Source organism: Pseudoclavibacter sp. RFBG4 (assembly GCF_002931515.1).
In the GTDB taxonomy this organism is placed as follows: domain Bacteria; phylum Actinomycetota; class Actinomycetes; order Actinomycetales; family Microbacteriaceae; genus Pseudoclavibacter.
Genome location: NZ_PSYC01000024.1, coordinates 408,351 through 434,795, shown reverse-complemented (window position 1 = coordinate 434,795; position 26,445 = coordinate 408,351). Strand labels below are relative to the sequence as shown.

The 26,445-nt window shown below is 67.5% G+C and carries 21 protein-coding genes; 13 read left to right on the top strand and 8 right to left on the bottom strand.

The genetic code is table 11. The annotated features are described in order from the left end of the window. Positions 1–87: 87 nt before the first annotated feature. From C5E10_RS08975 to C5E10_RS08965, 3 genes are all read left to right on the top strand, one after another. Positions 88–1,002: a proteasome assembly chaperone family protein gene (locus C5E10_RS08975; protein WP_104331317.1), complete on the top strand. Its 915-nt coding sequence runs from the start codon at positions 88–90 to the stop codon at positions 1,000–1,002. A 101-nt stretch (positions 1,003–1,103) separates the two neighbouring features. Further along, the gene (locus tag C5E10_RS08970) at positions 1,104–2,420 is read left to right on the top strand and encodes a nitrate/nitrite transporter (RefSeq protein WP_104241356.1); all 1,317 of its coding nucleotides are present in this window, start codon (positions 1,104–1,106) and stop codon (positions 2,418–2,420) included. Between the two features lie 131 nt (positions 2,421–2,551). Beyond that, complete coding sequence (locus C5E10_RS08965) at positions 2,552–3,958, top strand: RNA polymerase sigma factor (protein ID WP_104331316.1); 1,407 nt, start codon at positions 2,552–2,554, stop codon at positions 3,956–3,958. Positions 3,959–4,045: 87 nt separating this feature from the next. Here C5E10_RS08965 and C5E10_RS08960 read toward each other — a convergent pair whose 3' ends face one another. Further along, complete coding sequence (locus C5E10_RS08960) at positions 4,046–4,285, bottom strand: hypothetical protein (protein WP_104241354.1); 240 nt, start codon at positions 4,283–4,285, stop codon at positions 4,046–4,048. A gap of 228 nt (positions 4,286–4,513) precedes the next feature. Here C5E10_RS08960 and C5E10_RS08955 point away from each other — a divergent pair, with 228 nt between their 5' ends. Then, entirely contained in the window at positions 4,514–5,797 is a 1,284-nt protein-coding gene (locus C5E10_RS08955) for a Mur ligase family protein (protein ID WP_258071053.1), read from the top strand. Then, complete coding sequence (locus C5E10_RS08950; RefSeq protein WP_104241353.1) at positions 5,794–6,552, top strand: type 1 glutamine amidotransferase; 759 nt, start codon at positions 5,794–5,796, stop codon at positions 6,550–6,552. The genes C5E10_RS08955 and C5E10_RS08950 overlap by 4 nt, the downstream gene beginning before the upstream one ends. Before the next feature lie 67 nt (positions 6,553–6,619). On the opposite strand, the gene C5E10_RS08945 is transcribed toward C5E10_RS08950, so the two are convergent. Both C5E10_RS08945 and C5E10_RS08940 read right to left on the bottom strand, forming a co-directional pair. Next, positions 6,620–7,669 (bottom strand): alanine racemase, encoded by a 1,050-nt coding sequence (locus tag C5E10_RS08945; protein ID WP_104331315.1) that lies wholly within the window; start codon positions 7,667–7,669, stop codon positions 6,620–6,622. Continuing rightward, positions 7,666–8,346, bottom strand: coding sequence for an alanine racemase C-terminal domain-containing protein (locus tag C5E10_RS08940; protein WP_104331314.1), 681 nt, complete (start codon positions 8,344–8,346; stop codon positions 7,666–7,668). Before C5E10_RS08940 ends, C5E10_RS08945 begins: the two co-directional genes overlap by 4 nt. A gap of 219 nt (positions 8,347–8,565) precedes the next feature. Here C5E10_RS08940 and C5E10_RS08935 point away from each other — a divergent pair, with 219 nt between their 5' ends. Further along, the gene (locus tag C5E10_RS08935; RefSeq protein WP_104241351.1) at positions 8,566–10,665 is read left to right on the top strand and encodes a type IIA DNA topoisomerase subunit B; all 2,100 of its coding nucleotides are present in this window, start codon (positions 8,566–8,568) and stop codon (positions 10,663–10,665) included. Between the two features lie 117 nt (positions 10,666–10,782). Here C5E10_RS08935 and C5E10_RS08930 read toward each other — a convergent pair whose 3' ends face one another. Continuing rightward, the gene (locus C5E10_RS08930; protein WP_258071052.1) at positions 10,783–13,317 is read right to left on the bottom strand and encodes a DNA topoisomerase (ATP-hydrolyzing) subunit A; all 2,535 of its coding nucleotides are present in this window, start codon (positions 13,315–13,317) and stop codon (positions 10,783–10,785) included. Between the two features lie 52 nt (positions 13,318–13,369). Between C5E10_RS08930 and C5E10_RS08925 the strand changes: the two genes are divergently transcribed. Beyond that, entirely contained in the window at positions 13,370–14,518 is a 1,149-nt protein-coding gene (locus tag C5E10_RS08925) for an alkaline phosphatase family protein (protein ID WP_104331313.1), read from the top strand. Positions 14,519–14,527: 9 nt separating this feature from the next. Here the strand turns inward: C5E10_RS08925 and sepH are convergent, their stop codons facing one another. Continuing rightward, a complete protein-coding gene (gene sepH, locus C5E10_RS08920) occupies positions 14,528–15,628 on the bottom strand; it encodes a septation protein SepH (protein ID WP_181062701.1) in 1,101 nt (366 codons plus the stop codon). Positions 15,629–15,842: 214 nt separating this feature from the next. On the opposite strand from sepH, the gene C5E10_RS08915 reads away from it, so the two are divergent. Then, entirely contained in the window at positions 15,843–16,139 is a 297-nt protein-coding gene (locus tag C5E10_RS08915) for a DUF4193 domain-containing protein (RefSeq protein WP_104241348.1), read from the top strand. A gap of 113 nt (positions 16,140–16,252) precedes the next feature. On the opposite strand, the gene C5E10_RS08910 is transcribed toward C5E10_RS08915, so the two are convergent. Further along, positions 16,253–16,717, bottom strand: coding sequence for a DUF3093 domain-containing protein (locus C5E10_RS08910; protein WP_104331311.1), 465 nt, complete (start codon positions 16,715–16,717; stop codon positions 16,253–16,255). A gap of 75 nt (positions 16,718–16,792) precedes the next feature. Here C5E10_RS08910 and dut point away from each other — a divergent pair, with 75 nt between their 5' ends. From dut to C5E10_RS08885, 5 genes are all read left to right on the top strand, one after another. After that, complete coding sequence (gene dut, locus C5E10_RS08905) at positions 16,793–17,254, top strand: dUTP diphosphatase (protein WP_219820339.1); 462 nt, start codon at positions 16,793–16,795, stop codon at positions 17,252–17,254. Then, entirely contained in the window at positions 17,241–17,996 is a 756-nt protein-coding gene (locus C5E10_RS08900; protein ID WP_104331310.1) for a DUF3710 domain-containing protein, read from the top strand. The genes dut and C5E10_RS08900 overlap by 14 nt, the downstream gene beginning before the upstream one ends. Further along, positions 17,993–18,742 carry a DUF3159 domain-containing protein gene (locus tag C5E10_RS08895; RefSeq protein WP_104331309.1) on the top strand — a complete coding sequence of 250 codons (750 nt, stop codon included), beginning with the start codon at positions 17,993–17,995 and terminating at the stop codon, positions 18,740–18,742. The genes C5E10_RS08900 and C5E10_RS08895 overlap by 4 nt, the downstream gene beginning before the upstream one ends. A gap of 119 nt (positions 18,743–18,861) precedes the next feature. Continuing rightward, positions 18,862–21,678, top strand: coding sequence for an aconitate hydratase AcnA (acnA, locus tag C5E10_RS08890; protein WP_104331308.1), 2,817 nt, complete (start codon positions 18,862–18,864; stop codon positions 21,676–21,678). Positions 21,679–21,831: 153 nt separating this feature from the next. Beyond that, positions 21,832–22,983, top strand: coding sequence for a glycerol dehydrogenase (locus tag C5E10_RS08885; RefSeq protein WP_104331307.1), 1,152 nt, complete (start codon positions 21,832–21,834; stop codon positions 22,981–22,983). A gap of 78 nt (positions 22,984–23,061) precedes the next feature. Here C5E10_RS08885 and C5E10_RS08880 read toward each other — a convergent pair whose 3' ends face one another. Further along, complete coding sequence (locus tag C5E10_RS08880; RefSeq protein WP_104331306.1) at positions 23,062–25,203, bottom strand: 3-hydroxyacyl-CoA dehydrogenase NAD-binding domain-containing protein; 2,142 nt, start codon at positions 25,201–25,203, stop codon at positions 23,062–23,064. Positions 25,204–25,208: 5 nt separating this feature from the next. After that, positions 25,209–26,435 carry a thiolase family protein gene (locus tag C5E10_RS08875; RefSeq protein WP_258063782.1) on the bottom strand — a complete coding sequence of 409 codons (1,227 nt, stop codon included), beginning with the start codon at positions 26,433–26,435 and terminating at the stop codon, positions 25,209–25,211. Positions 26,436–26,445 lie beyond the last annotated feature (10 nt).

Genomic DNA, 26,445 nt, shown 5'->3' with positions numbered 1-26,445 from the left:
GCGAGCGCGCGGAGCCACGCCTGCCGTCTCGTGCGCCAAGCGCGAACGCCCGTACCAACGTCAGCCTTCCGACCTAGCATTGGAGCCATGAGCGAGACTGAGCGCATCTTCCGAGTGGCTGCCGCATGGCATGACGTCCCTGCAGGCCTGCCCCTCATCGTCGCGCTGCGGGGCGGTCACGACGCCGGAGCCGTGGCGGCGCAGGTCTCCGACGAGATCATCGGTCTCGACGAGGACGCCCGGATCGTCGCGGAGTTCGATGTCGACGAGCTCTACGACTACCGCGCTCGGCGCCCGATCGTGTCCGTCTCGAATGGTCGAGTGAAGTCCGTGTCGTCACCTCGCCTCGACCTCAGGCTCGTCGCCGACGAGCTCGGCCAGGAGTTCCTGTTCCTCTCGGGCTTCGAACCGGACTACCGGTGGCGGCTCTTCAGCGAGGCGCTCGTGGATGCCGTCGACGCGCTCGAGGTCTCGTCGACGACCTGGGTGCACGCCGTGCCCATGCCGGTTCCCCACACGCGTCCCATTCGCATCGCCGCGACCGGCAATCGCGAGGAGCTCGTGGATTCCCTCTCGGTGTGGAACCCGACGACCGAGGCACCGGCTCACGTCATGCAGTACTTCCAGGTTCGGGCTGAGGAGCTCGGCCATCCCGTTCTGAGCCTCGCGATGCTGATTCCGCACTACGTCGCCGACTCCTCGGTGCCGGCAGGGGCGGTCGCGGCGCTGTCCGCCCTGGGAAGCGCGACCGGTCGCATGATCGCAACCGAGGCGTTGCGTGAGCGGGATCGCACGTTCCGCGCTGGCGTCGATGCCGAGCTCGAGTCCAATCCGGATGGGCAGAAGCTCATCCACGCCCTCGAGACGCAGCACGACGCCTACCTGCAGAATCTCGCGGTGACCAACGACTTCGAGGACGCGGCCGGCGAGCTGCCCTCTGCAGACCAGCTCGCCGCGGAGATCGAGCGCTATCTGGCGCTCGGCCGCGACGACGAGTCCTGAGGTCCTGCCCGGGTTCGTCCCGGTGACCGTTTCGGTGTGACGGCCTTCTCGTCTGCGCCGTGTGGCGTGTCCCGGTGGCGGGACGCGAGACAATAGTTCAGATGAACCGCCGCCTTGCTCCCGCGATGTTCGCCATCACGGCGATCGCCTACATGGTCGCCGTCACGCAGCGATCGTCACTCGGGGTCGCCGGCGTGCTCGCCAGCGAGCGTTTCGAGGTCGGGGCCGCTGCGCTGTCGACGCTGGCCGTCGCGCAGCTGGCGGTCTATGCCGCCCTGCAGATTCCGGTCGGCATGCTGCTCGACCGATTCGGGCCGTCGAGGCTCATCCTCGTCGGGGCGCTGCTCATGTCCGGAGGGCAGCTGATCGTGGCGCTTGCGCCGGAACTCGGTGTCGCGGTCATGGGCCGGATGCTCGTCGGGGCCGGGGACGCGACGACGTTCGTCTCAGGACTCCGGATCATCGCCGCGTGGTTCCCGCCGCGGCGGGTGCCGGTCTTCGTGCAGTGGTACGGCAACCTCGGCCAGCTGGGACAGGTGCTCTCTGCTGTCCCGTTCGGCTTCCTGCTCCGGTCCACGTCCTGGACGCCGGCGTTCCTCTCCGTCGCGAGCCTTGCGCTGATCACCTCGGTCGCGGTCGCGGTGTTCCTGCGGGACAGCCCGGAGCTGCGCAGAGCCGGCGAGGCGATCAGCGTCCGTGGCGTCATGGGGAAGGTCGCCCAGGCCGCGCGCCGCCCGGGGACGAGGCTCGGTTTCTGGGCGCACTTCACGACGCAGTTCCCTGGAACGGTCTTCGGCCTGCTGTGGGGGTTCCCGCTCATGACGCAGGGCATGGGGCTGGAGCCGGCCCTTGCCTCGTCACTGCTCCCCGTGATCGTGCTCGCGGGAATGGTCCTCGGCCCATTCCTCGGGGTGCTCACAGGGCGATACCCGCTCCGGCGCTCCAACCTCGTGCTGATCTGCGCCCTGCTCATCTTGGGCGTCTGGGTGGCGATGCTCCTGTGGCCCGGCCTGCCGCCGCTCTGGCTCCTGATCGTGCTCCTCGTCGTGATGGGCATCGGCGGCTCGGGCTCGGCGATCGGTTTCGACTACGCTCGCACCTTCAACCCGGCTTCGAGCCTCGGATCGGCGTCCGGCATCGTGAACGTCGGAGGTTTCGTCGCCAGCTTCACGACCATGTTCCTGATCGGCATCTCGCTGGACGGGCTCGGCATCGGCGTAGCGGGAGCCGTGGACTGGCAGCAGTACAAGCTCGCGTTCTGGGTGATCCCCGGCATCATGCTCATCGGGCTGAGCGGTCTGCTGCTCAGCAGACGACGCACGAGAGGCCGAATGGCACGCGATGAGGGAATAATCATCGACCCGCTCTGGGTTGCAATAGGCAGGAGATGGTTCGGTTCGGGCAGGCGTGGGATGTGAATCTCACGCGTGAATCCAAGGTTTCTCCCGAAACCGTGCCATAATCAACGGATGGACCCTGCGGGTCTGCCTCTGTGCAGACTTGACAAGGGCCTTCCTTATGCCCGCACCGTGACGAGAGGGGTCTGAACATGGCGACACGCACGGGAGCTACCACGGCTACTGCAGAAGCAACCGAGGACATCAAGAAGGCGCCAGCGCGCAAGCGCGCAGCGCCGGTCAAGAAGGCGAGCGCCGAATCGGGTGCCGCTGTCGAGACCGAGAGCGCAGCTGACGAAGCCGCGGGCGCCAAGAAGCCTGCCGCGAAGCGCGCACCCGCGAAGCGCAAGGCAGCGACTGCCTCGGAGGGCGCGCCAGCCAAGGCTGCGCCCCGCAAGCGCGCGGCGACGAAGAAGAAGGCTGAAGGCGACGAGCCGGAAGACGGCGTCGAAGAAGGCGAGATCGAAGAGGCCGATGTCGACGCGGATGCGTCGGAAGCAGTCGACTCCGACGACGACTCGGTCAAGCCGGCCGACCCGAAGGACGCGAAGGCCGACTCCGAGAAGGCGCGCGTCAAGGGCGCCATCGTGCTCACGCCGAGTGACGACGAGGAAGAGACCCCGGTCTACTCCGCTGCGATCACCGGCGCGACGGCCGACCCCGTCAAGGACTACCTGAAGCAGATCGGAAAGGTCGCACTGCTGAACGCGGCCGAAGAGGTCGACCTCGCCATGCGCATCGAGGCGGGCCTGTTCGCCGCCGAGAAGCTCAAGGAGCAGGAGGGCGAGCTCGACAAGCAGCTCGTTCGCGAGCTCAAGTGGGTCTCCCGTGACGGCGATCGCGCGAAGAGCCACCTCCTCGGCGCCAACCTCCGACTGGTCGTGAGCCTCGCCAAGCGGTACACGGGTCGCGGCATGCAGTTCCTGGATCTGATCCAGGAGGGAAACATGGGCCTCATCCGTGCAGTCGAGAAGTTCGACTACACGAAGGGCTTCAAGTTCTCGACGTACGCCACCTGGTGGATCCGCCAGGCGATCACGCGTGCGATGGCCGACCAGGCGCGCACGATCCGCATCCCGGTGCACATGGTCGAGGTCATCAACAAGCTGGCTCGCGTGCAGCGCCAGATGCTGCAGGATCTCGGTCGCGAGCCCACGCCTGAGGAGCTCGCCAAGGAGCTCGACATGACGCCCGAGAAGGTCGTCGAGGTGCAGAAGTACGGTCGCGAGCCGATCTCGCTCCACACCCCGCTTGGTGAAGACGGCGACAGCGAGTTCGGTGACCTCATCGAGGACACCGAGGCTGTCGTTCCCGCCGACGCAGTGAGCTTCACGATGCTGCAGCGTCAGCTCGAGTCGCTGCTCGACTCGCTTGCAGAGCGCGAAGCCGGCGTCATCCGCATGCGCTTCGGCCTCGGAGACGGCATGCCGAAGACGCTTGACCAGATCGGCGACACGTTCGGCGTGACCCGCGAGCGTATCCGCCAGATCGAGTCGAAGACGATGGCGAAGCTGCGTCACCCGTCACGCTCGCAGTCGCTGCGCGACTACCTCGAGTAGGCACGAATCCAGTACGACGAAGGCCCGGATGCTTGCATCCGGGCCTTCGTCGTACGCGGTCGAACCGCGGTGGTGTCTCGGTGGCGGCTACTCCGCCGGCTGACCAGCCGCAGCCTTCTCGCCGTGCAGGCGCGAGGTCTCGTCGTGCCAGGCGACCGCCTGCTTGCGGAGCTTCTCTTCGTGGCGCGTCGCGTGGTGCGCGCAGAAGAGGAGCTCGCCGGCGCTCAGCTGGACGCGGACGTAGGCCTGAGCTCCACACGCGTCGCAACGGTCTGTTGCGGCAATTGGCGCCGAGTCGGTGCGCAGGGCCGTTGTGCTTTCCGTCATGATGCCTCCAAAGCTTCAGTGATCTGCCGATCAGGACAATTAGAGCACGGGCACCGGATTCCCGTGTGCTTTCGGCGGTCAGGTTCGCCCTGCGCGTAGCAGTGTTTCACCCGCGTGACGACCCGGGGTCCGTCGTGGGCGCGTGAGATACTGGCCGCGGTCGGCGAGCCGGGGGATTCTCGCCGCAGACGCTGACGCGCACGTGGTTGCGCAGGATGAGGAGTGTGCATGGGTGGCAAGCTGCGGCGGATGATCGCCGTCGGTCTCGGACGGAGCGCGCGCGGAGCGATGCGTCTCCGCGGAGGCGGCTCAGCAGTCCCCGGCAGAGTGGCGCTCGCCATCTCCCCGGACTTCCTCGAGACGGCCGTGGCGAAGCTCCCGCTCGGCGTCATCTTCGTCTCCGGGTCGAACGGCAAGTCGACGACGACGCACTTCCTGACCCGCATGCTTCGGCGGCACGGGCTCAGGGTGTTCACGAACTCCTCCGGCGGCAACCTCCCGCAGGGCATCGCGTCGTCGATGCTCCCGGATGTCGACGTCAACGGCAACCTGCGAGCGGACATCGCTGTCCTCGAGGTCGACGAGGCCTACGGGCCCCGCCTCCTCCCGCACCTGCATCCACGCGGGGTGCTGCTCCTCAACGTGCAGGTCGATCAGCTGAACCGCTTCTACGACCCGTCTCGAGTCACTGAGTTCCTCAGGACCATCGCGGCCGCATGCGGCGACTTCAGCGTCCTGAACGCCGATGACGCATCGCTTCGCGGACTTCCCGTCTCGCTGGATGCGCCGGTGACCTGGTTCGGGGTCGCACCTGAGCTCATCGAGCAGTCCCCGAATGGTCTCTCGAACTTCGATGACATCTCAGCCGCGAGCGTCGAGGTCGCCGCAGGCGAGCGCGCCGTGCAGGTCGTGGCACTGAAGGGGCGCGATGCGACGCTGCGGATCGGCGACGAGGAGCTGGAGATCCGTCTCCCCGCGCGTGGCCTGCACTACGCGCTCGATGCTGCTGGTGCAGCGGCGACTGCTCAGCGCATCCTCGGCGATTCCTTCGTTCCCGCGCTTGTCGCGGAGGCGCTCGGCGAGTCGCAGACCGTGTACGGGCGTGGTGAGGTGATGAGCGTCCGCGGGGAGGACATCGAGATCATCATGATGAAGAACCCGCCGAGCCTGCAGATGAACCTCGATGCGCTCGAGGAGGCTCCGGAGCAGGTGTTCGTCTCCGTCGACGAGGGAACCCCCGACCCGTCCTGGATCTTCGGTGCCGATCTCAGCCGCCTCGAGCACGTCGACGTCGTCTCCGGCACGAAGGCCTGGCAGATCGCGACGAGGCTCGGCTACGGCGACATTCCGGTCGGTCTCGTGGAGCCCAGCCTGGGGGAGGCGCTCGACAAGTTCCTGGCACTGCCCAAGCCCAGCCGCGGCATGAAGACCATGATCGTCAACTACGAGCAGATGATGTCGATTCGCCGGCGACTCGGGCAATCGGGTATCGAGGGGAAGGTCAACTCATGAAGCTGCGAATCGCTCACCTCTACCCGGTGGAGCTCGGGATCAACGGAGATGTCGGCAACGTCACTGTGCTCGCGAAGCGTGCGCGCGTGCGCGGCTTCGACGTCGAAGTGGTGAACGTCGGACGTGGGGCGGCCTCGCTGCCCGGCGACATCGACCTGCTGCACGTCGGCTCCGGCCCTCTTGCCGCCGTGCAGACGGTGCAGGCTGACGCGCTGCAGCACGCTGAGCAGCTCCGCGACCTCGTCGCGGCTGGCCTGCCGTTGCTTGCGATCGGCGGAGGGTGGGAGCTGCTCGGATCGAGTATCACCCACGATGACGGCGAGCTCACCGGTCTCGGCGTCTTCGCCTCCAGGGCTGTCCGGGAGCCGGCGCAGAGCGTCGCGGAGACGGTCGTGCGCACCCCGGGTGGACTCCTCGCGGGGTTCGCGAACCACAATGCCGTCACCTCCCTCGACGCGGGGTCGGAGCCGCTGGGCGAGGTTGTCCGTGGCTTCGGCAACGGCGGCTCAGCTGCGGAGAACAGCGGAGCCGAGGGCGTCCAGCGCCTGGGCGCGATCGGGACGCACCTGCACGGCCCCATCCTCGCCTTGAACCCCACGCTGGCAGACCAGCTCCTGCAGCAGGCCGTGCATCGTCACGATGCTGACCGCACGCTCGGAGACGGCGGAGCGGAGCTGGAACGACTCGACGGCTGGTCGCAGAACGCACGCCACGCGTTGATGCGGAGAATCGGCGTCTCTGCTCCAGCAGTCTGACCCAGAGGTCTGACGGTCTGACCGTCTGAGTGGGGCGCTGGCGTGCTTCAGCGCGCCAGCGCGTCGCTCAGTGGCTGAAGCTCCGCGGGACGCGGGAGGTGAGTCCTGTCACGATCTCGTCGCCGACGGTGTCGCCCCACACTGCCCATTGCTCCGCGGTCGCCTCTCCCTGCGAGCCGTCGCCGAAGACGATGCACGGTGCGCCCGCCGAGATGCCATCTGCATCGTTCGGGAGCGCGACGACCGTCTCGTCGACGCCCACCTCGACGACCGGTGCGACGTGTCCGTCGACAACCATGTAGGCGCCTGAGTCCGGGTCGGACTGGATTCCGTCACCGAAGCCCACGGCGATGCTCGCGAGGCCGTGGCGTGCATCCAGGACCGGGGCTCGCAGCTGCATGGCCGGCCTCAGCCCGAGGTCCGCCGCACTTCGATCGCCGAACGGCGAGATGCCGTAGGCGGCGATGCCGACCCTCACGAGGTCGAAGTGCGCCTCGGGCAGATCGATGACGGCCGCGCTCGCTCCGAGATGGAGGAGCTCGAACTCCGCGCCCAGGCTTCTGGCTTCGTCGACGGCGGCCTCGAACAGGGCCGTCGATGCGAGGTCGGCACTGTGCGAGGTGTCAGAGAGATGGCTCCACGCGGCGACGACCTCGAGCTTGCCGAGCGACTGCAGCCTGAGCGCCTCCGTGACGAACTCGGCCCAGCGCGGCTGGTCGGCGCCCCCGCGGTGCAGGCCTGTGTCGATCTTGAGGTGCACTCGTGGCGTGCGCTCCGCGTCGCTCGCCGCAATCGCCTCCAGCTGCCAGAACGTCTGCACGCCGAGGTCGACTCGCGCTTCTGCCGCGGCCGCGAAGTCGGTGTCCTGGCCATGCATCCAGGCGAAGAGGGGCACCTCCACGCCTGCAGCGCGGAGATCGATCCCCGCGGTCGACTCCAGAACGCCGAAGGATGAGACCCCAGCTTCCAGCCCGGTGCGCACGACCTCGTGCAGGCCGTGCCCGTAGGCGTTCGACTTGACGGCCAGCATGAACTGCGAGTCGGAGGCAAGCTCCTGCAGGGCTCGGATGTTGTGGCTGATGGCCTCGAGATCGACGTGCGCTGTTGCGCGGCTCATGTGTAGCTCCGTTCGAATCGGGGACTCATCCGGCTCGCGATGGCCGCAGCTCGCAGGCCGGTCGCATGCTGCCAGTCGAGGATGCTCGGCTCGCCGACGGCCGGGTCGCCGAAGAGGATCGCCAGCTCGCCCGGCTGCGCTTCTGCGCCGAGAAGGTCGACGGAGAACTGGTCCATCGAGATGGCGCCGACGATGGTGCGCGTCTTCCCGCCGATGAGCACGGATGCGGTGTTCGAGGCGCGGCGGACAACCCCGTGGGCGTAGCCGACACCGACGAGTGCGAGCTGCGTCGCTTCTGTCGTGACGTAGCTGTACCCGTAGGACACGCCCTCGCCGGCTCCGACATCTTTCACCGCCAGGATCTCGGCGCTCACGCGCATCGCGGGCCGGTAGGCGCGATCGGTGAGCCCGAACAGGGAGCCGCCCGTTATCCTGTCGGAGTTCACGGAGTCCGCGTCGACCAGCTTCGTGCTCAGATGCGACAGGGATGCGCGGTCGAGCTCAGGGGAGACGACGAAGCCGTCGTATCCCTCGCCGTCGAGCGCTTCAGCGACGCGGAGGGCGCCATGGCCGTAGGCGTCGGCGCGCAGGTCGGCGTAGCTGGCCGTCTCCGATCCGAGGAGTCGGGTCGAGTTCTCGCGGATCGCGCGGAGGTCGATGTGGATGCGTCTGCGCACCGGCTCGGGAGTCTGCACGTTGTGCCCTCTCTGGTCGTCGCTGGCGTGGTCAGGCTAGCACCGGCGGTTCCTGGGCCCGCTGAGGCGCGCGTGAGGTCGCTGTGGTGTGGGAGCCGCGAGAAAGCCCGCATCCGGTCTACGCTCGAAGGTGGCCTGCCGCTGAACGCGGTTGGGCCGAGATCGCAGACACGATGACGCAGAAGAAGGACGAGGACCTCGGTGGCGAATTCCGGAGACGCATACTCAGCCAGACACCTCTCGGTGCTCGACGGGCTCGATGCGGTCCGGAAGCGGCCGGGCATGTACATCGGCTCGACCGACTCGCGTGGGCTCATGCACTGCCTGTGGGAGATCATCGACAACTCGGTCGATGAGGCCCTTGCCGGTCACGGCTCACGCATCCGAGTTCAGCTGCACAGCGATGGATCCGTCAGCGTCGATGACGACGGGCGAGGCGTCCCCGTCGACATCGAGCCGAAGACCGGTCTGAGTGGCGTCGAGGTCGTCTTCACGAAGCTCCACGCGGGTGGCAAGTTCGGTGCGAGCAACTACGGGTCTGCGGGAGGCCTCCACGGTGTCGGCGCCTCGGTGGTGAATGCGCTCTCCGCGCGCCTCGACGTCGAGGTCGACCGGGGCGGGAAGACCTACGCGATGAGCTTCCGGCGTGGCGAGCCCGGCATCTTCGAGGATGGTGCCGGCGGGCCCAGCCCGACGTCGAACTTCGTTCCCTTCACCGACACGAGCGAGCTCCGCGTCGTCGGCAAGGCGAAGCGCGGCGTCACCGGCACGCGGGTTCGCTATTGGGCTGACCCGCAGGTGTTCATCCGTGAGGCGAGCTTCCAGACCAACGACCTCGCCGAGCGCGCGAGGCAGACGGCGTTCCTGGTGCCGGGCCTCGAGATGGTCATCGAGGATGCCCGTGACGAGTCGGTCGCGCCTACGACGCAGCAGTTCCGCTTCGACGGCGGGATCACGGAATTCGCCGACTTCCTGGCACCGGACGCTCCGACGACCGACACCTGGCGCATCGAGGGGAGCGGGGAGTTCACGGAGACCATCCCGGTGCTCGACGACGAGGGCCTGCAGCTCGTGACGAAGGAAGTCGCGCGCACGATGCACGTCGATCTCGCGCTGCGCTGGGGCACCGGTTACGAGACCACCGTGAAGAGCTTCGTGAACATCATCTCGACCCCCAAGGGCGGCTCTCACCTCGCCGGGTTCGAGCAGGGGATGCTCCGGTTCTTCCGGGCAGAGGTCGAGAAGAACGCCCGGCGCCTCAAGGTCGGCAACGACAAGCTCGACAAGGACGATGTCCTGGCGGGTCTGACTGCCGTCGTGACGGTCCGCATCCCGGAGCCCCAGTTCGAGGGGCAGACGAAGGAGGTCCTGGGAACGCCAGCGGCCAGGGCGATCGTCCAGAAGGCCGTGACGGCAGGCCTGACCGAGAAGTTCTCGTCGACCAAGCGCCAGGACAAGGCCGAGGCCAACCTCCTGCTCGACAAGGTCGTGCAGGAGATGAAGTCACGTCTCTCCGCTCGCGCCCACAAGGAGACGCAGCGACGCAAGAACGCACTCGAGAGCTCCTCGCTGCCGACGAAGCTCGTCGACTGCCGATCGAACGATGTGGCGCAGAGCGAGCTCTTCATCGTCGAGGGTGACTCCGCGCTCGGCACCGCGAAGCCGGCGAGGAACTCGGAGTTCCAGGCGCTGCTCCCCATTCGCGGCAAGATCCTCAACGTGCAGAAGGCCTCGGTCTCCGACATGCTCTCCAACTCGGAGTGCGCGTCGATCATCCAGGTCGTCGGTGCAGGGTCGGGGCGCAGCTTCGACATCGGCCAGGCTCGCTACGGCAAGGTCATCCTGATGAGCGACGCCGACGTCGACGGCGCGCACATCAGGACGCTGCTGCTCACCCTCTTCTTCCGATACATGAGGCCCATGCTCGACGCGGGTCGCGTCTTCGCGGCCGTGCCGCCCCTGCACAGGGTGGTCATCATGCATGCGGGCAGGAAGCCCAACGAGACGGTCTACACCTACTCGGAGAAGGAACTGCACACGCTGCTCTCGAAGCTCGAGAAGCAGGGGAAGCGCTACCAGGACCCGATCCAGCGTTACAAGGGCCTCGGCGAGATGGACGAAGACCAGCTCTGGAACACGACCATGGACCCCAGCGCGCGCCTGCTCAGGCGCGTCACGAACGCGGACGCGCACAACGCAGAGCGGGTGTTCGATCTGCTCATGGGCAGCGAGGTCGCGCCTCGCAAGGAGTTCATCATCGAGGGATCCGAGCACGTGGCTCGGGCGGACATCGACGTCTAGCTGCACGTCTTGGCGGCCAGGACGCCGTGCGCAAGAGGCCGGCCCCCGATCGGGGGCCGGCCTCTTGCATGCTGCGCGCAGCAGCGCAGCAGCGCAGCAGCGCAGCGGCGCAGCAGCTCAGTCGGTCGCCGGTGTCTCGGGGCTGCCCTCGGCTGACGACGCGTCGTCGTCGACGGGCGGCGTCGGGTCTCCGATGCCGCGTCCGATGAGGTCGACGACCTGGTCGAGTGGCGTGCCAGACGCGTCGCGCTTCGCGCCGCCCGTCGGGAGGGCGCGGATCGCACCATCACGCGCGTTGCCGAACGGCGCGCCCGGGCCGACCCAGGCGGCGCTGAGGCGTCGCTCCCCGCGCAGGAGCCGCTGGGCCCGGACCCCACCGGTCGCGCGTCCCTTCGCCGGGAACTCGCTGAGGCTGGAGACCTTCGCCGTGCCCGAGTCGGTGCCCTCGAGGGCGTCCTCGTTGCGCGCGACGCTCGCGACCTCGCAGATCTCGACGTTGGCCGCCGCAACGACGGAGAACGCGAGGACCACGGCGCCATCGGAGACCTTCATGCCGGCCATGCCAGCCGCGGAACGGCCCTGCGGACGAACGAGCTTCCCCGAGAAGCGCAGCAGCTGCGCGTCATCCGTCACGAAGACCAGCTCATCCTCATCGGACGCGAGCGCGGCTCCGACGACCTCGTCCCCGGCCTTGAGCGTCATGATCTCGAGTTCTCGGTTCTTGCCGAAGTCAATGCCCGTCACCCGCTTGACGACGCCCAGCTTCGTCCCGAGCGCGATCGGCGTCTCCTGGTCGATGGGCACGAGCGCGACGACCTGCTCCTTGGGGCTCGTGAGCCCGATGAAGTCGTGTGCCTTGACTCCGGCGGAGAGCAGCACCGACCCCTGGGGGCTGGAGGGGAGGGCCACGACGGGTACGCGGATCAGCCGCCCGAGGTTCGTGACGGCGCCGAGCTCGCCTTGGACCGTAGTGGTGACGTGGGAGCGCACAGCGTCGTGCTTGCTGCGCCGCGACGGCTGCTGGAGGCGCGCATCCGCGTCGGCCGTATCGACCCTGAGGAGCCGCCCCGTCGTCGAGAGCAGCACCTGGGTGGGCGAGTCCGCGAGCTGCAGCTGCGTGGTCTCGATCGCCTTTCCGCGCTTCGGCGGGGTGCCCTGACCCTCGGTGAGCAGCGTGCGTCGCGGCGTCGCGAAGCGGTCGCTGGTCTCCTGGAGCTCGGTGCCGACCCGCGCGCGCAGCAGCTTCTCGTCGCCGAGCAGACGCTCGAGCTCGGCGATCTCCTGCTTGAGCTGGTCGCGCTCCGACTCGAGCTCGATGCGCGAGAACTTCGTGAGGCGGCGCAGGCGCAGCTCCAGGATGTAGTCCGACTGCAGCTCCGAGAGGTCGAAGACGATGCGCAGTCGCTCGCCGGCCGCCGAGGCGTCGTCACTCGACCGGATGATCTGGATGACCTCGTCGATGTCGAGGATCGCGACGAGGAGGCCTTCGACGAGGTGCAGTCGCTCGAGCCTCCGCGCGAGCCGGAAGGCGCTTCGCCTGCGCACCACCTGGATGCGGTGGTCGAGGTACACGCGGAGCAGCTCGATGAGCCCGAGCGTCTGCGGACCCCCGTTGACCAGCGCCACGTTGTTGATGTGGAACATGTCCTCGAGGGGCGTGTGCCGGTACAGCTGCTCGAGCACGGCGTCAGGGTCGAATCCGGTCTTGATCTCGATGACGAGGCGCAGGCCGTGCTTGCGGTCGGTGAGATCGGCGACGTCGCTGATGCCGGCGAGCTTCTTCGCCTGGACGCCGTCCTTGATCTTCTCGATGACCTTCTCGGGTCCGACCATGTAGGGGAGTTCGGTCACGACGATGCCCGACTTGCGGGCCGTCACCCGTTCCACGCTTGCTGTGGCACGCGTCCGGAACGATCCGCGACCTCCCGCGTAGGCATCCCTGATGCCGTCGAGGCCCGTGATCCGCGCGCCGGACGGGAGGTCCGGGCCCGGAATGAACTGCATGATCTCCTCGAGCGTCGCACCGGGGTTCTCGAGCAGGTGCAGCGCCCCCGCGATCACCTCCCCGAGGTTGTGCGGCGCCATGTTCGTGGCCATGCCCACCGCGATGCCGCTCGCTCCGTTGACGAGGAGGTGCGGCCAGGCCGCCGGAAGCACCTCGGGCTGCGTGGTCGAGTTGTCGTAGTTCGGCACGAAGTCGACGACGTCTTCGTCGAGCTCCGCGGTGAGCGCCAGAGCGGCGGCGTCGAGGCGAGCCTCCGTGTACCGCGGGGCTGCCGGGCCGTCATCGAGCGACCCGAAGTTGCCGTGCCCATCGATCGTCGGCACGCGCTGCACGAAGCCCTGGGCCATGCGCACGAGCGCATCGTAGATGGCGGTGTCGCCGTGGGGGTGGAGGCGTCCCATGACCTCGCCCACGACGCGCGCCGACTTGACATGCCCCCGGTCGGGCCGGAGCCCCATCTCGGCCATCTGGTAGAGGATGCGCCGCTGGACCGGCTTCAGCCCGTCGCGCGCATCTGGAAGCGCTCTCGCGTAGATGACCGAGTACGCGTACTCGAGGAAAGAGGACTGCATCTCTGTCGAGACGTCGATGTCCTCGATGCGCTGCTCGCTCATCGAAGCGGAGTCGTCGTTGCGTGTTGTACTCATGTCACCTGTCGGGAGGGTCGTGCTTCGGCGCCCCTGTGGGAGACTGGGACGGATGTCGTCCATGCTATTCAGCGCGGCGAGCGGTCGCCCGACGCTCTCCGACGTGTTGCCGAATTCGCTCGCTTCTCTGCGGGGTGAGACCGGGTCCCTCGGGCTGCCGGAGACCCGCTCGGTCGTGGTCATGCTCGTCGACGGGCTCGGAGCCTCGATGCTCCGCGCCCGCACTGGGCACGCCAGGCGCCTCACCGCGGAGTGGCGCAAGAAGGACACCGCCTTCTCGTTCCCATCGACCACCGTCGCGGGGATCACCTCGCTCACGACGGCGACTCGAGCTGGTGAGCACGGGCTGCTCGGCTACTCCCTCTTCGACCGGGCTGCCGGTGTCATCCGCAACCAGCTCTCGGGCTGGGGGGACGGGATGGACCCCGCGACCTGGCAGCTGCGCCGCACGATCTTCGAGGAGCTGCGCGACGGGGGCTCCGACGTGCAGAGCATCGTCGTCGGTATGCCGCAGTACCGCGACTCAGGCCTCACGCACGCCTCCCTGCGCGGTGCCCTCTACCTCGAGGGCGGCACGATGCAGGAGCGGGTCGAGGTCACGCTGCGGGCACTCGACGATCATCCCCGCGCGCTCATCTACCTGTACAACGCGGAGCTCGATCAGGCGGGGCACGCCCATGGCTGGGAGTCGGATGCTTGGCTGGCTCGCCTGGAGGAGCTCGACGCGGCCTTCGAGGGACTCGCCAGGGGAGTGGATGCCGGCACCGGCATCCTCGTCACCGCCGACCACGGCATGATCGACATTCCCCGGCATCGTCAGATCGATGTCGACGACGACGACCCCCTCTTCGACGGCGTGCTCGCCATGGCCGGCGAGCCGCGACTTCGCCACCTCTACCTCGAGCCGGGAGCGACGGCGGACGCGGCGGGAGACCTGCGCGACAGGTGGATCGCATCCCAGGGCGCCCGCGCCACGATCGTCACCCGGCAGGAGGCGGTCTCCGAGGGGTGGTACGGGCCGAACGTCGACCCCGTCGCGGCTGAGCGCATCGGGGATGTCGTCGTCGCCGCGACCAAGGGAGTCACGTTCTACGCCACGTCGATGCAGTCAGGTGCGAGGCTCGTCGTCGGACAGCACGGATCGATCACCCCTGAGGAGACGATCGTTCCGCTCATCCGCGCCGGAGCGTTCACTCGCTGAGCCGCGCAGCTACTCGTCGCTGCGGGTCCCGAAGACGATCTCGTCCCAGCTCGGCATCGCGGCACGCCCTGCGCGCTTCGGCGAGTGCTTCGACGGTGTGGGTTCCTGCGCCTCGTGCTTGGGGTCATCGAGTCCGTCGAGCGGGACGTCGACCGCCCGCACGCCACCGGAGCCGAGATCGCTCGGCTCGATGGTCTCCGTCTCGAAGCTGTCCTCGTCCCGAACGCGTGGGGTGAAGAGCTTGACGGGCGTCTGCTCGGATGCCGTCGAGTGATCTTCGTCGCCCTCGTGCACTGAGCCCTGATCGTCGCCGTCCTCGGCGTCGTCTTCGAAGGACTGCGGGACGCGCTCTCCGCGACGCCGCCGGAGGGCCTCGAGGAGATCGGCCGTCTCGTGGTGCTGCTGCTCGGTTGCCCGCTCGAGTCGCGACGCCGCGGCACCGATCCAGGAGACCGGTTCCTTGCTCACCGGCTCGACGGAGGGAGCCGATGCGGCCTCGCGCTGCGGGGACTCCATGACGGCACGGAGCCGGGGGCTGCCGAGCGACGCGGGCTCGCCCTGCTGCGAGAGCATCGTCGCCGTCGGGTTCAGCGGGGTGAGCGCCTGCGTCTTAGGCTCGAAGCCCCACAGCGCCTCTCGCGAGATCTCGTCGACGGCGAAGGACAGACCGATTCTCCAGCCCTCCTCGTCGTCCTTCCAGGCATCCCAGATGACTGCGGAAGCAGCGGACGCCTCGAGGCGGTCATCGATGACCTCGCCGAAGGTCGTTCCGTCCTGGCCGAGGGGGTCGGTGTCGGTCTTCAATCGAACGGTGACCGCGCGCGCCTGGCGCACGAGGTAGTCGCGCTCGGCGCGAACCGGTCCCTCGAAGCGGACCACGTCCTCACGGGCCGCGCCCGTGAGCTCGATGACCTCGTCGATGGTCTTCCCGGCCCGAATGAGCTGCTGGATGGCGCGCGGAGGCACCTTCGGCGCGTCGACGCGAGTGGAGATGCGCGGGCGCAGCGCGTCACGAAGCGCTTCGTCGATCACGACGCGGAAGCGCTGGCCGTCATCTCCGGACACGACGAGGGCACCTTCATCCAGGTCGATGAATCTGAGCTCATGCATGCTCGTACTCCTTGGCGTTGCCGATTCCTGGGCCACAGCATCACACGCGAGGAGGGTGGAATCGGGGAGCCCCGGGGCGCGCCGTCCAACTCTGGCGTGGATTCGATCTCGCTCCGCGCGAACACTGCTCACTTCGGTTTGAGTTTCACCCCTGAGTCGTGCACAATTGCCGCGCCTGGGGGAGTTCCCCCCCATTGAAGAGATTTGGATAGGTATGGCGACCGACTACGACGCACCTCGCAAGACCGACGATGACGCAGAGTCCATCGAGGCGCTGAAGGAGCGAGTGCCGGATCGTCTCTCCGGCAGCGTTGACGCCGAAGATGCGGACAACCCCGGCAGCTTCGACCTCTCTGCGGCAGACCTCGCAGACGTTGAACTCGAGACCGTGGTGATCCCGCCGCAGGCCGACGAGTTCACCTGCGTCGAGTGCTTCCTCGTCAAGCACCGCTCGCAGCTCGAGAAGAGCTCGGCCCTCGGGCCGATCTGCCACGACTGCGCAACCGCCTGATCGAAGGCAGCACAGACGACCGAAGCCGCATCCCCCGGGATGCGGCTTCGGTCGTCTGTCGGCGCGACAGGGGAACGCGGCTCAGAGTCGCGCGACGGGAGTGTCCCGCTGCGTCAACTCGCCTGGCGCCTGTTCGCAGCCCGAGCCTCGGTGATGGCAGCCGCGAGCTCAGTGGGCCGGCGCGTCGAGATGAGCCAGTAGGGGACGGGGTCCGCCTCGTCGGTGATCTCGATCGTGAGCGAGGTCGGGATCCAGCCGCGGATGCACAGCCAGGCACGCAGGTCCAGCTGGGGGCCAGCGGCGAGACGAGCACGCTCACGGGTCGTGTGCGGGAGGCACTGCCCTGTGAAGCTCAGCGGCACGTGGGCGCCCGCCACTCGGACCTGGGTCGCCGTGACCTCGATGATGGGCGAGTACGCGAGGACGAGCGTGAGGAACGCGGCGTAGAGCGTCACTGCGATGGCCGCGCCGATCCAGAAGTTGATCGGCGTGAACACGAGGATGACGGCGGGCACCATGAGGAAGCCGACGGCGTACACCCACGCGGCTGGCCACAGGCGCTCGTGGAAGACAGGCATGGAGATATTGCATCACGCTTTGTCGTGCGCCGCTGTCAGATCACGATCCGGTCACGCCTCGGCTAGGCTCGTACGGTGAGCATTGCCATAGATGTGCCCGTCTCGGGCGTCCTCCCCACGTTCGCCCAGCCAGGCGACGCCGGGGCCGACCTGATCGCGACCGAATCCGTCACTCTCGCCCCCGGCCAGCGCGCTGTCTTGGGCACGGGAGTTCGACTCGAGCTTCCGGCGGGAACCGTCGGCTTCGTGATGCCGCGCTCGGGGCTGGCGGCGAAGCACGGCATAACGCTCGTCAACGCGCCTGGCACCATCGACTCCGGATACCGGGGTGAGGTGAAGGTGATCATGCTCAACACCGATTCGTCTGAGAGCTACGCCATCGCGGCAGGTGACCGGATCGCGCAGCTCGTGGTCATGCAGCTCGCGCCAGTGCGTTTCATCCAGACCGAGCAGCTCTCCGCCTCGCAGCGTGGAGAGGGCGGCTTCGGCTCCACCGGCTATTCGTCTGACCAGGAGGCACCCAATGGGACTGTTTGATTTCCTCAAGAAGGAAGAAGAGAAGCCTGAGAAGGCTGACAAGCTCACCGTCGACGATGACGGCATCGACGAGGAAGAACTCGACGACGCGGTTGACCTCGAAGACGACGAGGACGTGGACGCGAAGTCCGCGCCTGAAGATCGCGAGACCCGCGGGCCGTTCGACATCTCCGAGGCGAGCCCCGCGAAGCGCTACGTGGACCTGGGCGCGCTGCGCATCCCGGCTCGTGAAGGACTCGGGCTCCGGCTCGAGGTCGAGGAGAAGACGAAGCGACTCGTCGCCGTCGCCCTCGACTACAAGGAGTCGACCATGCAGATCCAGGCCTTCGCAGCGCCTCGATCCACCGGTCTCTGGCACTCGATCATGGCGCAGCTCGCCGAGCAGGTCCGCAAGCAGGGCGGAACGGCGGAAGAGGTGGAGGGCATCCTCGGCCCCGTGCTTGACACGAAGATCCCGGTCGTCATCAAGGGTGCCGCGTCGAATCAGACCAGGTCCGCGCGTTTCTTCGGCGTCGATGGCCCCCGCTGGTTCCTCCGAGGCGTCCTGACAGGCAAGGCGTTGCGGGACGAGGCCACCCGTGTCGAGCTCGTGGAGCTGTTCAGGAGCGTCGTCGTCGTCCGCGGCGATGCCCCGCTTCCTCCGCGCGAGCTCCTGACGCTCGTCGTCCCGAAGGCCATGGCCGACCCGACGTCGAAGACGGCAACCGAGGACGCCGCATCCGGGGAGGCAGAAAAGGCATGACGCTGCCCGAGGACGAACGGCCCGAGCAGGCGGAGCCCTCCGCCGACGCGCCCAACAGGCGCAAGCTGGAAGACGCCGCGAAGTCGTCTTCGCTCGGCAGGCTGACCGAGGGCGGCATCTCCGGTGCGTCGCTCCTGGCGGCCATGGGCGGCGTCCGCGGCCTGGTCGAGACGCTGCTTCCCGGCATCGTGTTCCTCGTGCTGTTCACGCTCGGCACCGAGCTATGGATCGCCGTCCTCGCGCCTGCGGTCCTCGGTCTCCTCTTCATCGTGGTCCGCGCGGTGCAGAAGGAGCCCGTCGTCCCCGCGATCTCGGGCCTCGTCGCGCTCCTGATCTCCGGCGTCCTCGCGATGACGACGGGCAGGGGCGAGAACTTCTACCTCGTCGGCTTCTACACCAACGCCGCCTACGGGGCGGCTCTGCTCGTCTCGGTCCTCGTCCGCTGGCCGGTCATCGGACTGGTCACGGGGCTCATCACCGGGCAGGGTTCGAGCTGGCGGCAGGACCGCGCGATGCTGCGGTGGATGTCCGTCATCACGCTCGTGTGGGTCGGCTTCTTCGCGCTGCGTCTCGTCGTGCAGCTGCCGCTCTACTTCGCCGGCAACGTCGAGGCGCTGGGCCTCGCCCGGCTGCTCATGGGCACCCCCATGTATGCCGTCGTCCTGGTCGTGACGGTCCTCTTCGTCCGGGCGCTCCTGAGCGCGTCACGGTCGGGAGAGCAGAGTGAACCAGGTAAAGTATCTTGATGTCAAGATAAAAGCGTCTCGATCAACTCAGGATCACCTTCGAGGCAAGCCACGGCGAGACGCGAGATGATTGCTGGGCGCGGGCCGCGCACCCAGAGTTGCAAAGAAGGAGCCGAGACGTGACCGCAGTCAACAGCTTCGGAGCCAAAGACACGCTCAGTGTCGACGGCACCGAGTACGAGATCTTCCGCATCGACAAGGTTGAGGGGTTCGAGAAGCTCCCCTTCAGCCTCAAGGTTCTCCTCGAGAACCTCCTCCGCACCGAAGACGGCGCGAATGTGACCGCAGAGCAGATCCAGAAGCTCGGTTCGTGGGTGCCTTCGGCAGACCCGGACACCGAGATCCAGTTCTCGCCAGCGCGTGTCGTCCTCCAGGACTTCACCGGCGTTCCCTGCATCGTCGACCTCGCCACCATGCGCGAGGCCGTGACCCAGCTGGGCGGTGACCCCGAGAAGGTCAACCCGCTCGCTCCCGCTGAGCTCGTCATCGACCACTCGGTCATCGCCGACCTCTTCGGTCAGGCCGACGCGCTCGAGCGCAACGTCGAGATCGAGTACCAGCGCAACGGCGAGCGCTACCAGTTCCTCCGCTGGGGCCAGACCGCCTTCGAGGACTTCAAGGTCGTCCCCCCGGGAACGGGCATCGTCCACCAGGTCAACATCGAGTACCTGGCGCGCGTCACCTTCGTCCGCGAGGTGGGCGGTGTGCTGCAGGCCTACCCGGACACCCTCGTCGGCACCGACTCCCACACCACGATGGTCAACGGACTCGGCGTGCTCGGCTGGGGCGTCGGCGGTATCGAGGCAGAGGCGGCCATGCTCGGCCAGCCCGTGTCGATGCTCATCCCGAAGGTCGTCGGCTTCAAGCTCAAGGGCCAGATCCCCATGGGCGTCACCGCGACCGACGTCGTCCTCACGATCACCGACCTCCTGCGCAAGCACGGCGTCGTCGGCAAGTTCGTCGAGTTCTACGGCGAAGGTGTCGGCGCAGTGCCGCTCGCCAACCGCGCCACGATCGGCAACATGAGCCCCGAGTTCGGCTCGACGGCCGCCATGTTCCCGATCGACGACGAGACCCTCAGCTACCTGCGCCTCACGGGCCGTAGCGAGGAGCAGGTCAAGCTCGTCGAGGCCTACGCCAAGGAGCAGCACCTCTGGCACGACCCGAGCAAGGAGCTCTCATACTCGGAGTACCTCGAGCTCGACCTCTCGACCGTCGTCCCGTCGATCGCCGGCCCCCGCCGCCCGCAGGACCGCATCGAGCTGTCCAAGGCCAAGGGCCAGTTCGGCGCCGACCTCAACGACTACACGGCGGAGGACTTCGGTCTCGTCGACGTCGCCGGCGAGGACAGCTTCCCGGCATCCGACCCCGCCAAGCTCACGCCGACCTCCGAGGACTCCGACGTCCGCGAGCAGCAGACGGCGCCGACCTTCTCGCACGACCGCAAGCCGGTCCAGGTGCAGGGTGCTGATGGCCAGAGCTACACGATCGACCACGGCTCGGTCGCCATCGCGGCCATCACGAGCTGCACCAACACCTCCAACCCCTCGGTGATGCTCGCGGCGGGCCTCCTCGCCAAGAAGGCGAGCGAGCGAGGACTGAAGGCGAAGCCGTGGGTCAAGACCACGCTCGCCCCCGGCTCGAAGGTCGTCACGAACTACTACGAGAAGGCCGGACTCACCGACTCGCTCGAGGCCCTCGGCTTCTACACGGTCGGTTACGGCTGCACGACGTGCATCGGCAACTCGGGTCCCTTGAACGAGGAGATCTCCGAGGCGATCAACGACAACGACCTCGCCGTCACCGCTGTTCTCTCCGGAAACCGCAACTTCGAGGGTCGCATCAACCCCGACGTGAAGATGAACTACCTGGCTTCGCCGCCGCTGGTCATCGCCTACGCGCTCGCCGGAACGATGGACTTCGACTTCGAGACGCAGGCGCTCGGTAAGGACTCCGACGGCAAGGACGTCTTCCTCAGCGAGATCTGGCCGACCGCAGACGAGGTGCAGTCCACGATCGACACGTCGATCGACACGGACATGTTCACGCGCGAGTACGGCGCGGTCTTCGACGGCGACGAGCGCTGGCGCTCGCTCCCCACGCCCACCGGCGCCACGTTCGAGTGGGATGACCAGTCGACGTACGTCCGGAAGCCCCCGTACTTCGATGGCATGGTCATGGAGCTCACGCCGGTCACCGACATCAAGAGCGCGCGGGTGCTCGCCAAGCTCGGCGACTCGGTCACGACCGACCACATCAGCCCCGCTGGCTCGATCAAGGCAGACAGCCCCGCCGGAAAGTACCTGACGGAGCACGGCGTCGGTCGCAAGGACTTCAACTCCTACGGCTCGCGTCGCGGCAACCACGAGATCATGATCCGCGGAACGTTCGCGAACATCCGCCTCAAGAACCAGCTCCTCGACGGCGTCGAGGGCGGCTACACGCGTGACTTCACGCAGCCCGACGGCCCGCAGTCGTTCATCTACGACGCCGCGCAGAACTACGCGGAGTCCGGCACGCCGCTGGTCGTCCTTGGTGGCAAGGAGTACGGCTCCGGCTCTTCTCGCGACTGGGCTGCCAAGGGCACGAGCCTGCTCGGCGTCCGCGCCGTCATCGTCGAGAGCTTCGAGCGCATCCACCGCTCGAACCTCATCGGCATGGGTGTCGTGCCGCTGCAGTTCCCGGCAGGCGAGAGCTGGGCATCGCTTGGCCTCGACGGCACGGAGTCGATCTCGATCCAGGGCATCGAGCAGCTCAACGAGGGCTTCACGCCCAAGACGGTGCACGTCATCGCGGAGCCCACCTCTGACTCGCCCGAGGGCAAGCAGCCGATCGAGTTCGATGCGGTCGTCCGCATCGATACCCCGGGTGAAGCCGACTACTACCGCAACGGCGGAATCCTGCAGTACGTGCTCCGCCAGCTCGCCACGGCGTAGCGGGCGCAGCGCAGAACCGAAGGGCGGAGCCGAGAGGCTCCGCCCTTCGGCGTCGTACACGATTCGCGCTCTCACTCGCTGAGTAAGACCGCTGTGCGCGTGCATCTCCGGTCGATACCGTTGGAGCGATTTTCCACGACGAAGGAGTTCCGCATGAGCACTGAGATTCCCATCCGCACCGTACTGAGCCCCGGCCGCTATGTGCAGGGCAAGGGCGCGCTTGCACGGCTCGGGGAGTTCGTCGCGCAGATCGGGTCGACCCCGCTGCTGCTCGCGGACGACTTCGTCTGGGACCTCCTCGGGGAGCGCCTCTCGACCTCGTTCACCGGGGGAGAGGCCGAGGTTCCGCGCGAGCGCTTCAACGGCGTCGCCTCCTCGGGAGAGATCGACCGCATCGTGGAGGTCATCACGGCCAGCGGCAGCGACGTGATCGTCGCCGTCGGTGGAGGCAGCACGATCGACGCTGCCAAGGCCGCGGGCTACCTCGCTGGTGTCCGATGGGTGAGTGTCCCCACGGTCGCATCCACCGACGCGCCCACATCGGCGCTCGCCGTCATCTACACGGAGGCTGGGGAGTTCGAGGAGTACCGCTTCTTCCCGCGCAACCCCGACCTCGTGCTCATCGATTCCCAGCTCGTCGCGGATGCACCCGCACGGTTCCTCGTGGCTGGTTTCGGCGACGCGCTAGCCACCTGGCTCGAGGCCCGTGCGACGAGCCGATCCAACGCGAGCACGATGGCGGGCGGGTTGCCCACGCAGACAGGAACGGCCCTCGCGAAGCTCAGCTGGGATGTCCTCTGGGAGAACGCGGCGACCGCGCTGGACGCCGTCGAGGACGGCGTCGTGACTCCGGCTCTCGAGCGTGCCATCGAGGCGAACACGCTGCTCTCGGGACTCGGCTTCGAGTCAGGTGGGCTCGCTGCCGCCCACGCGATCCACAACGGTCTGACGGCCGCCCCGCAGACACACGGCCTGCAACACGGCGAGAAGGTCAACATCGGATCGATCGCTCAGCTCATCCTCGAGGGGGCTCCCGCGGAGGAGATCCGCGATTTCATCGTCTTCACCACGAAGCTGGGACTTCCGACGACGCTCACGGAGATCGGGCTCTCCACCGACGACAAGCACGAGCTGCGGCTCGTCGCCGAGGCCGCGACCGTGCCGGGGGAGACCATCCACAACATGCCGTTCGCGGTGTCGTCCGACGATGTCATCGCCGCGCTCACCTCGCTCGAGCGGCTTTCGCGCCGTATCCGTGCCGAGGCCGGGCTCCCCGAGCCCGTCAAGTACCACGCCAAGCACTGACGACGCCACGCGACGAAGGCGCCTCCTCACCCGAGCTTCGGGTGAGGAGGCGCCTTCGTCGTCAGCTGGCAGGACCGATCAGTGCGAGGCGGCTCCGCGGATCGGCGGCGTATGGAAGGTCCCTCCGAACGCCTTCTGCGAGGCTCCGACCCGGTCGAGGTAGGGCGTGATGCCTCCCGCCTGGAACGGGTAGCCAGCACCCAGGATGAGGCACAGGTCGATATCCTCGGGGGCCGCAACGACCTTCTCATCGAGCATCCGCTTGATCTCGTCGGCAAGGCCGACCTCGACGCGGTCGGCGAAAGAGGCGGCGGTCATCGGCGTCTTGCCCCCTGCGACGATCTGCACGGCCTTCTTGTCGAAGCCCTTCACGCGCCCCTTGCCGTCACGGTCGTACAGCTTGCCGTAGTCGGCCAGCCTGTGCAGGTTCTCGGACTCGAAGAACCGATCAGGGAACGCCTTGTGATGCGTGTCGAGCACGTGGGCGCCGACCTTGAGCCCCACCAGCTCGAGCAGCTCGAACGGCGTCATCGGCAGGCCGATCCTGTCGAGCGCGTGGTCAACGGTCTCGAACGAGGTGCCGGTGTCGACCGCATTCATGGCCTCGCCGAGGACCTTGGCGAGGACGCGGTTCACGACGAATCCTGGCGCATCCCTGGTGATGACGGCGGTCTTCTTGAGGTTCTTGGCGGTTGCCATCGCCGTCGCCAGCGTCGCGTCGTCGGTGCTGTCGGTCCGCACGACCTCGATGAGCGGCATCTGCGCGACGGGGTTGAAGAAATGGAAGCCCACGAGGCGCTCCGGGTGTTCGAGCTGAGCGCCGATCTCCGCCACCGAGAGCGAGGAGGTGTTCGTGGCGAGAACGGTCTCCGGTCCGACGATCTTCTCGAAGTCCGCGAAGACCTGCTGCTTGACGCCCAGTTCCTCGAAGACCGCCTCGATGACCCAGTCGCAGTCCGCGAACTCGCTCCGGTCGGTCGTGCCATGGACGAGGCCGATCAGTCGGCCGTACTCGTCGCTCTCGATCCGCCCCTTCTCGTGCAGCTTCTCGAGCTCGCGCCGAATGGCCGCGACTCCCGTGTCGACGCGAGCCTGGTCGAGGTCGGTGATGACGACCGGGACCTTGAGGCGACGCACGAAGAGCGTCGCGAACTGTGTTGCCATGAGCCCGGCACCGATGACACCGACTTTGTCGATGCGGCGAGCGAGCGCCTTGTCCGGGGCGCCTGCGGGGCGCTTCGCACGCTTCTGCACGAGGTTGAAGGCGTAGATCGAAGCCACGAACTGGTCGCCGGAGATGAGGTCGGCCAGGGCCTCGTCCTCCGCGGGGAAGCCCTTCTCCCGGTCGTCGCCCTTCGCGAGCTTCAGCAGCTCGAGCGCCCGGTAGGGAGCGAGCGCGACGGTGCCGAGCTTCTCCTCCAGCGATTTCCTCGCGATGCTGATCGCGAGATCCCACTTCGCGAGGCGCTCGAGGCGCCCCGGAGCATTCGCCCGCTTGACCTCGATGTCTCCGCCGATGACCTTGTCGGCCCACGCCAGCGAGTCCTCCAGGAAGTTCAGGCTCGGGAAGATCGCGTCGGCGATGCCGAGCTCCGCGACCTGGGGTCCCTTGAGCATCCGGTTCTGCTTGAGCGGATTCTCGATGATGACCTTGAGGGCGTTCTCGATGCCGATGAGGTTCGGGAGGATGCTCGCGCCGCCCCAGCCCGGAACGAGACCGAGGAAGGTCTCGGGCAGGGCGAATGCCGGAACGGTCGCGTCGACCGTGCGGTAGTCGGAGTTGAGCCCGATCTCGACGCCGCCCCCGAGCGCGAGGCCGTTGTAGAACGTGAAGCTCGGTACCCCGAGCTTGCCGAGGGAGCCGAGCACCTCATGGCCGAGCCTCGCCAGGAGGAGCGCGACCTCTCGGCTCGGGATCGATCCCACGTTGGAGAGATCGGCGCCGGCTGCGAAGTTGAACCGCTTGCCCGTTATCGCAACCGCATGGATGTCATGGGAGGAGGCGCGGGCGCGCAGACCGGAGAGGACCTCGCCGAGTTGGGCGAGGGTCTCCGGTCCGAGCGTGTTCGGGCGCGTGTAGTCGTGGCCGTTGTCGAGGGTGATGAGGGCCAGCGTGCGGCCGCTCGGCAGTGTGACGTCACGGACGAGCGAGTGCGTCACGACCTCGTCGGTGCTCATGGCGAGCAGGGGAGCGTAGCGTGCTCGAAGATCGGTTGCCATGGTGCTCAGCGTCCCTTCTTGCCGAAGCCTCGGCGTGCGTGCGACTTGCCGTTCCAGTTCGGGTTCTCCCAGATGACCGTGCCGCCCTGTCCGAGTCCAACGCACATCGCGGTCAGGCCGAAGCGTACCTCCGGGTGCTCCTCGAACTGCTTCGCGAGCTGTGTCATGAGGCGAACACCGGAGGATGCAAGGGGATGCCCGATGGCAATGGCTCCACCGTACGGGTTGACCGAGGGGTCGTCGTCGTCGATGCCGTAGTGGTCGAGGAACGACAGCACCTGGACGGCGAAGGCTTCATTGAGCTCGAAGAGTCCGATGTCGTCGATCGTCATGCCGGCTCGGTCGAGGGCCTTCTCGGTCGAGGGCACGGGCCCGAGACCCATGACCTCGGGCTGCACTCCGGCGAACGCGAACGTCACCATGCGCATCTTCGGGGCGAGGCCGAACTCCTTCGCGGCGGCGCTCGAGGCCAGGATGGCGGCCGTGGCCCCGTCGTTGAGCCCGCTGGCGTTTCCGGCCGTCACTCGGCCGTGCGGGCGGAACGGGGTCTTCAGCGTCGAGAGCGTCGCCATGTTCGTCTCTGGTCGGAGCGTCTCGTCGCGGGTCGCGAGGCCCCAGCCGGCTTCGGATTCGATGGCGACGGGGATGAGGTCCGGCTGCAGCTGGCCGTTCTCGTAGGCGGCAGCGGCCTTCTGCTGGCTGCGCATCGCGTAGCGGTCGCTGCGTTCGCGCGTGAGCTGTGGGAAGCGATCGTGGAGTCGCTCGGCGGTCTTGCCCATGTTCAGGGCGTCACCGCTGACGAGCTGCTCGGCGACGAAGCGCGGGTTGGGGTCTGCGCCGATGCCGAGCGGGTGCCTGCCCATGTGCTCGACGCCGCCGGCGATGGTGACGTCGTAGGCCCCGAAGCCGATGCCGGACCCCATGGTGGTGACGGCCGTCATGGCGCCAGCGCACATGCGGTCGATGGCGAGGCCGGGAACGGTGTTCGGAAGTCCCGCGAGGATCGCCGTGGATCGGCCGAGCGTCAGTCCCTGGTCGCCCTGCTGGGTCGTCGCGGCGATGGCGACGTCGTCGTAGCGTTCGTGCGGGATCTGCGGGTTCCGGTCGAGGAGACCCTTGATCGCCTTGACCGCGAGGTCATCCGCACGGGTCTTCCAGTACATGCCCTTCTCGCCCGCACGTCCGAATGGGGTTCGAACGCCGTCGATGAACAACACTTCTCGATTGGCCACACTGCCTCCA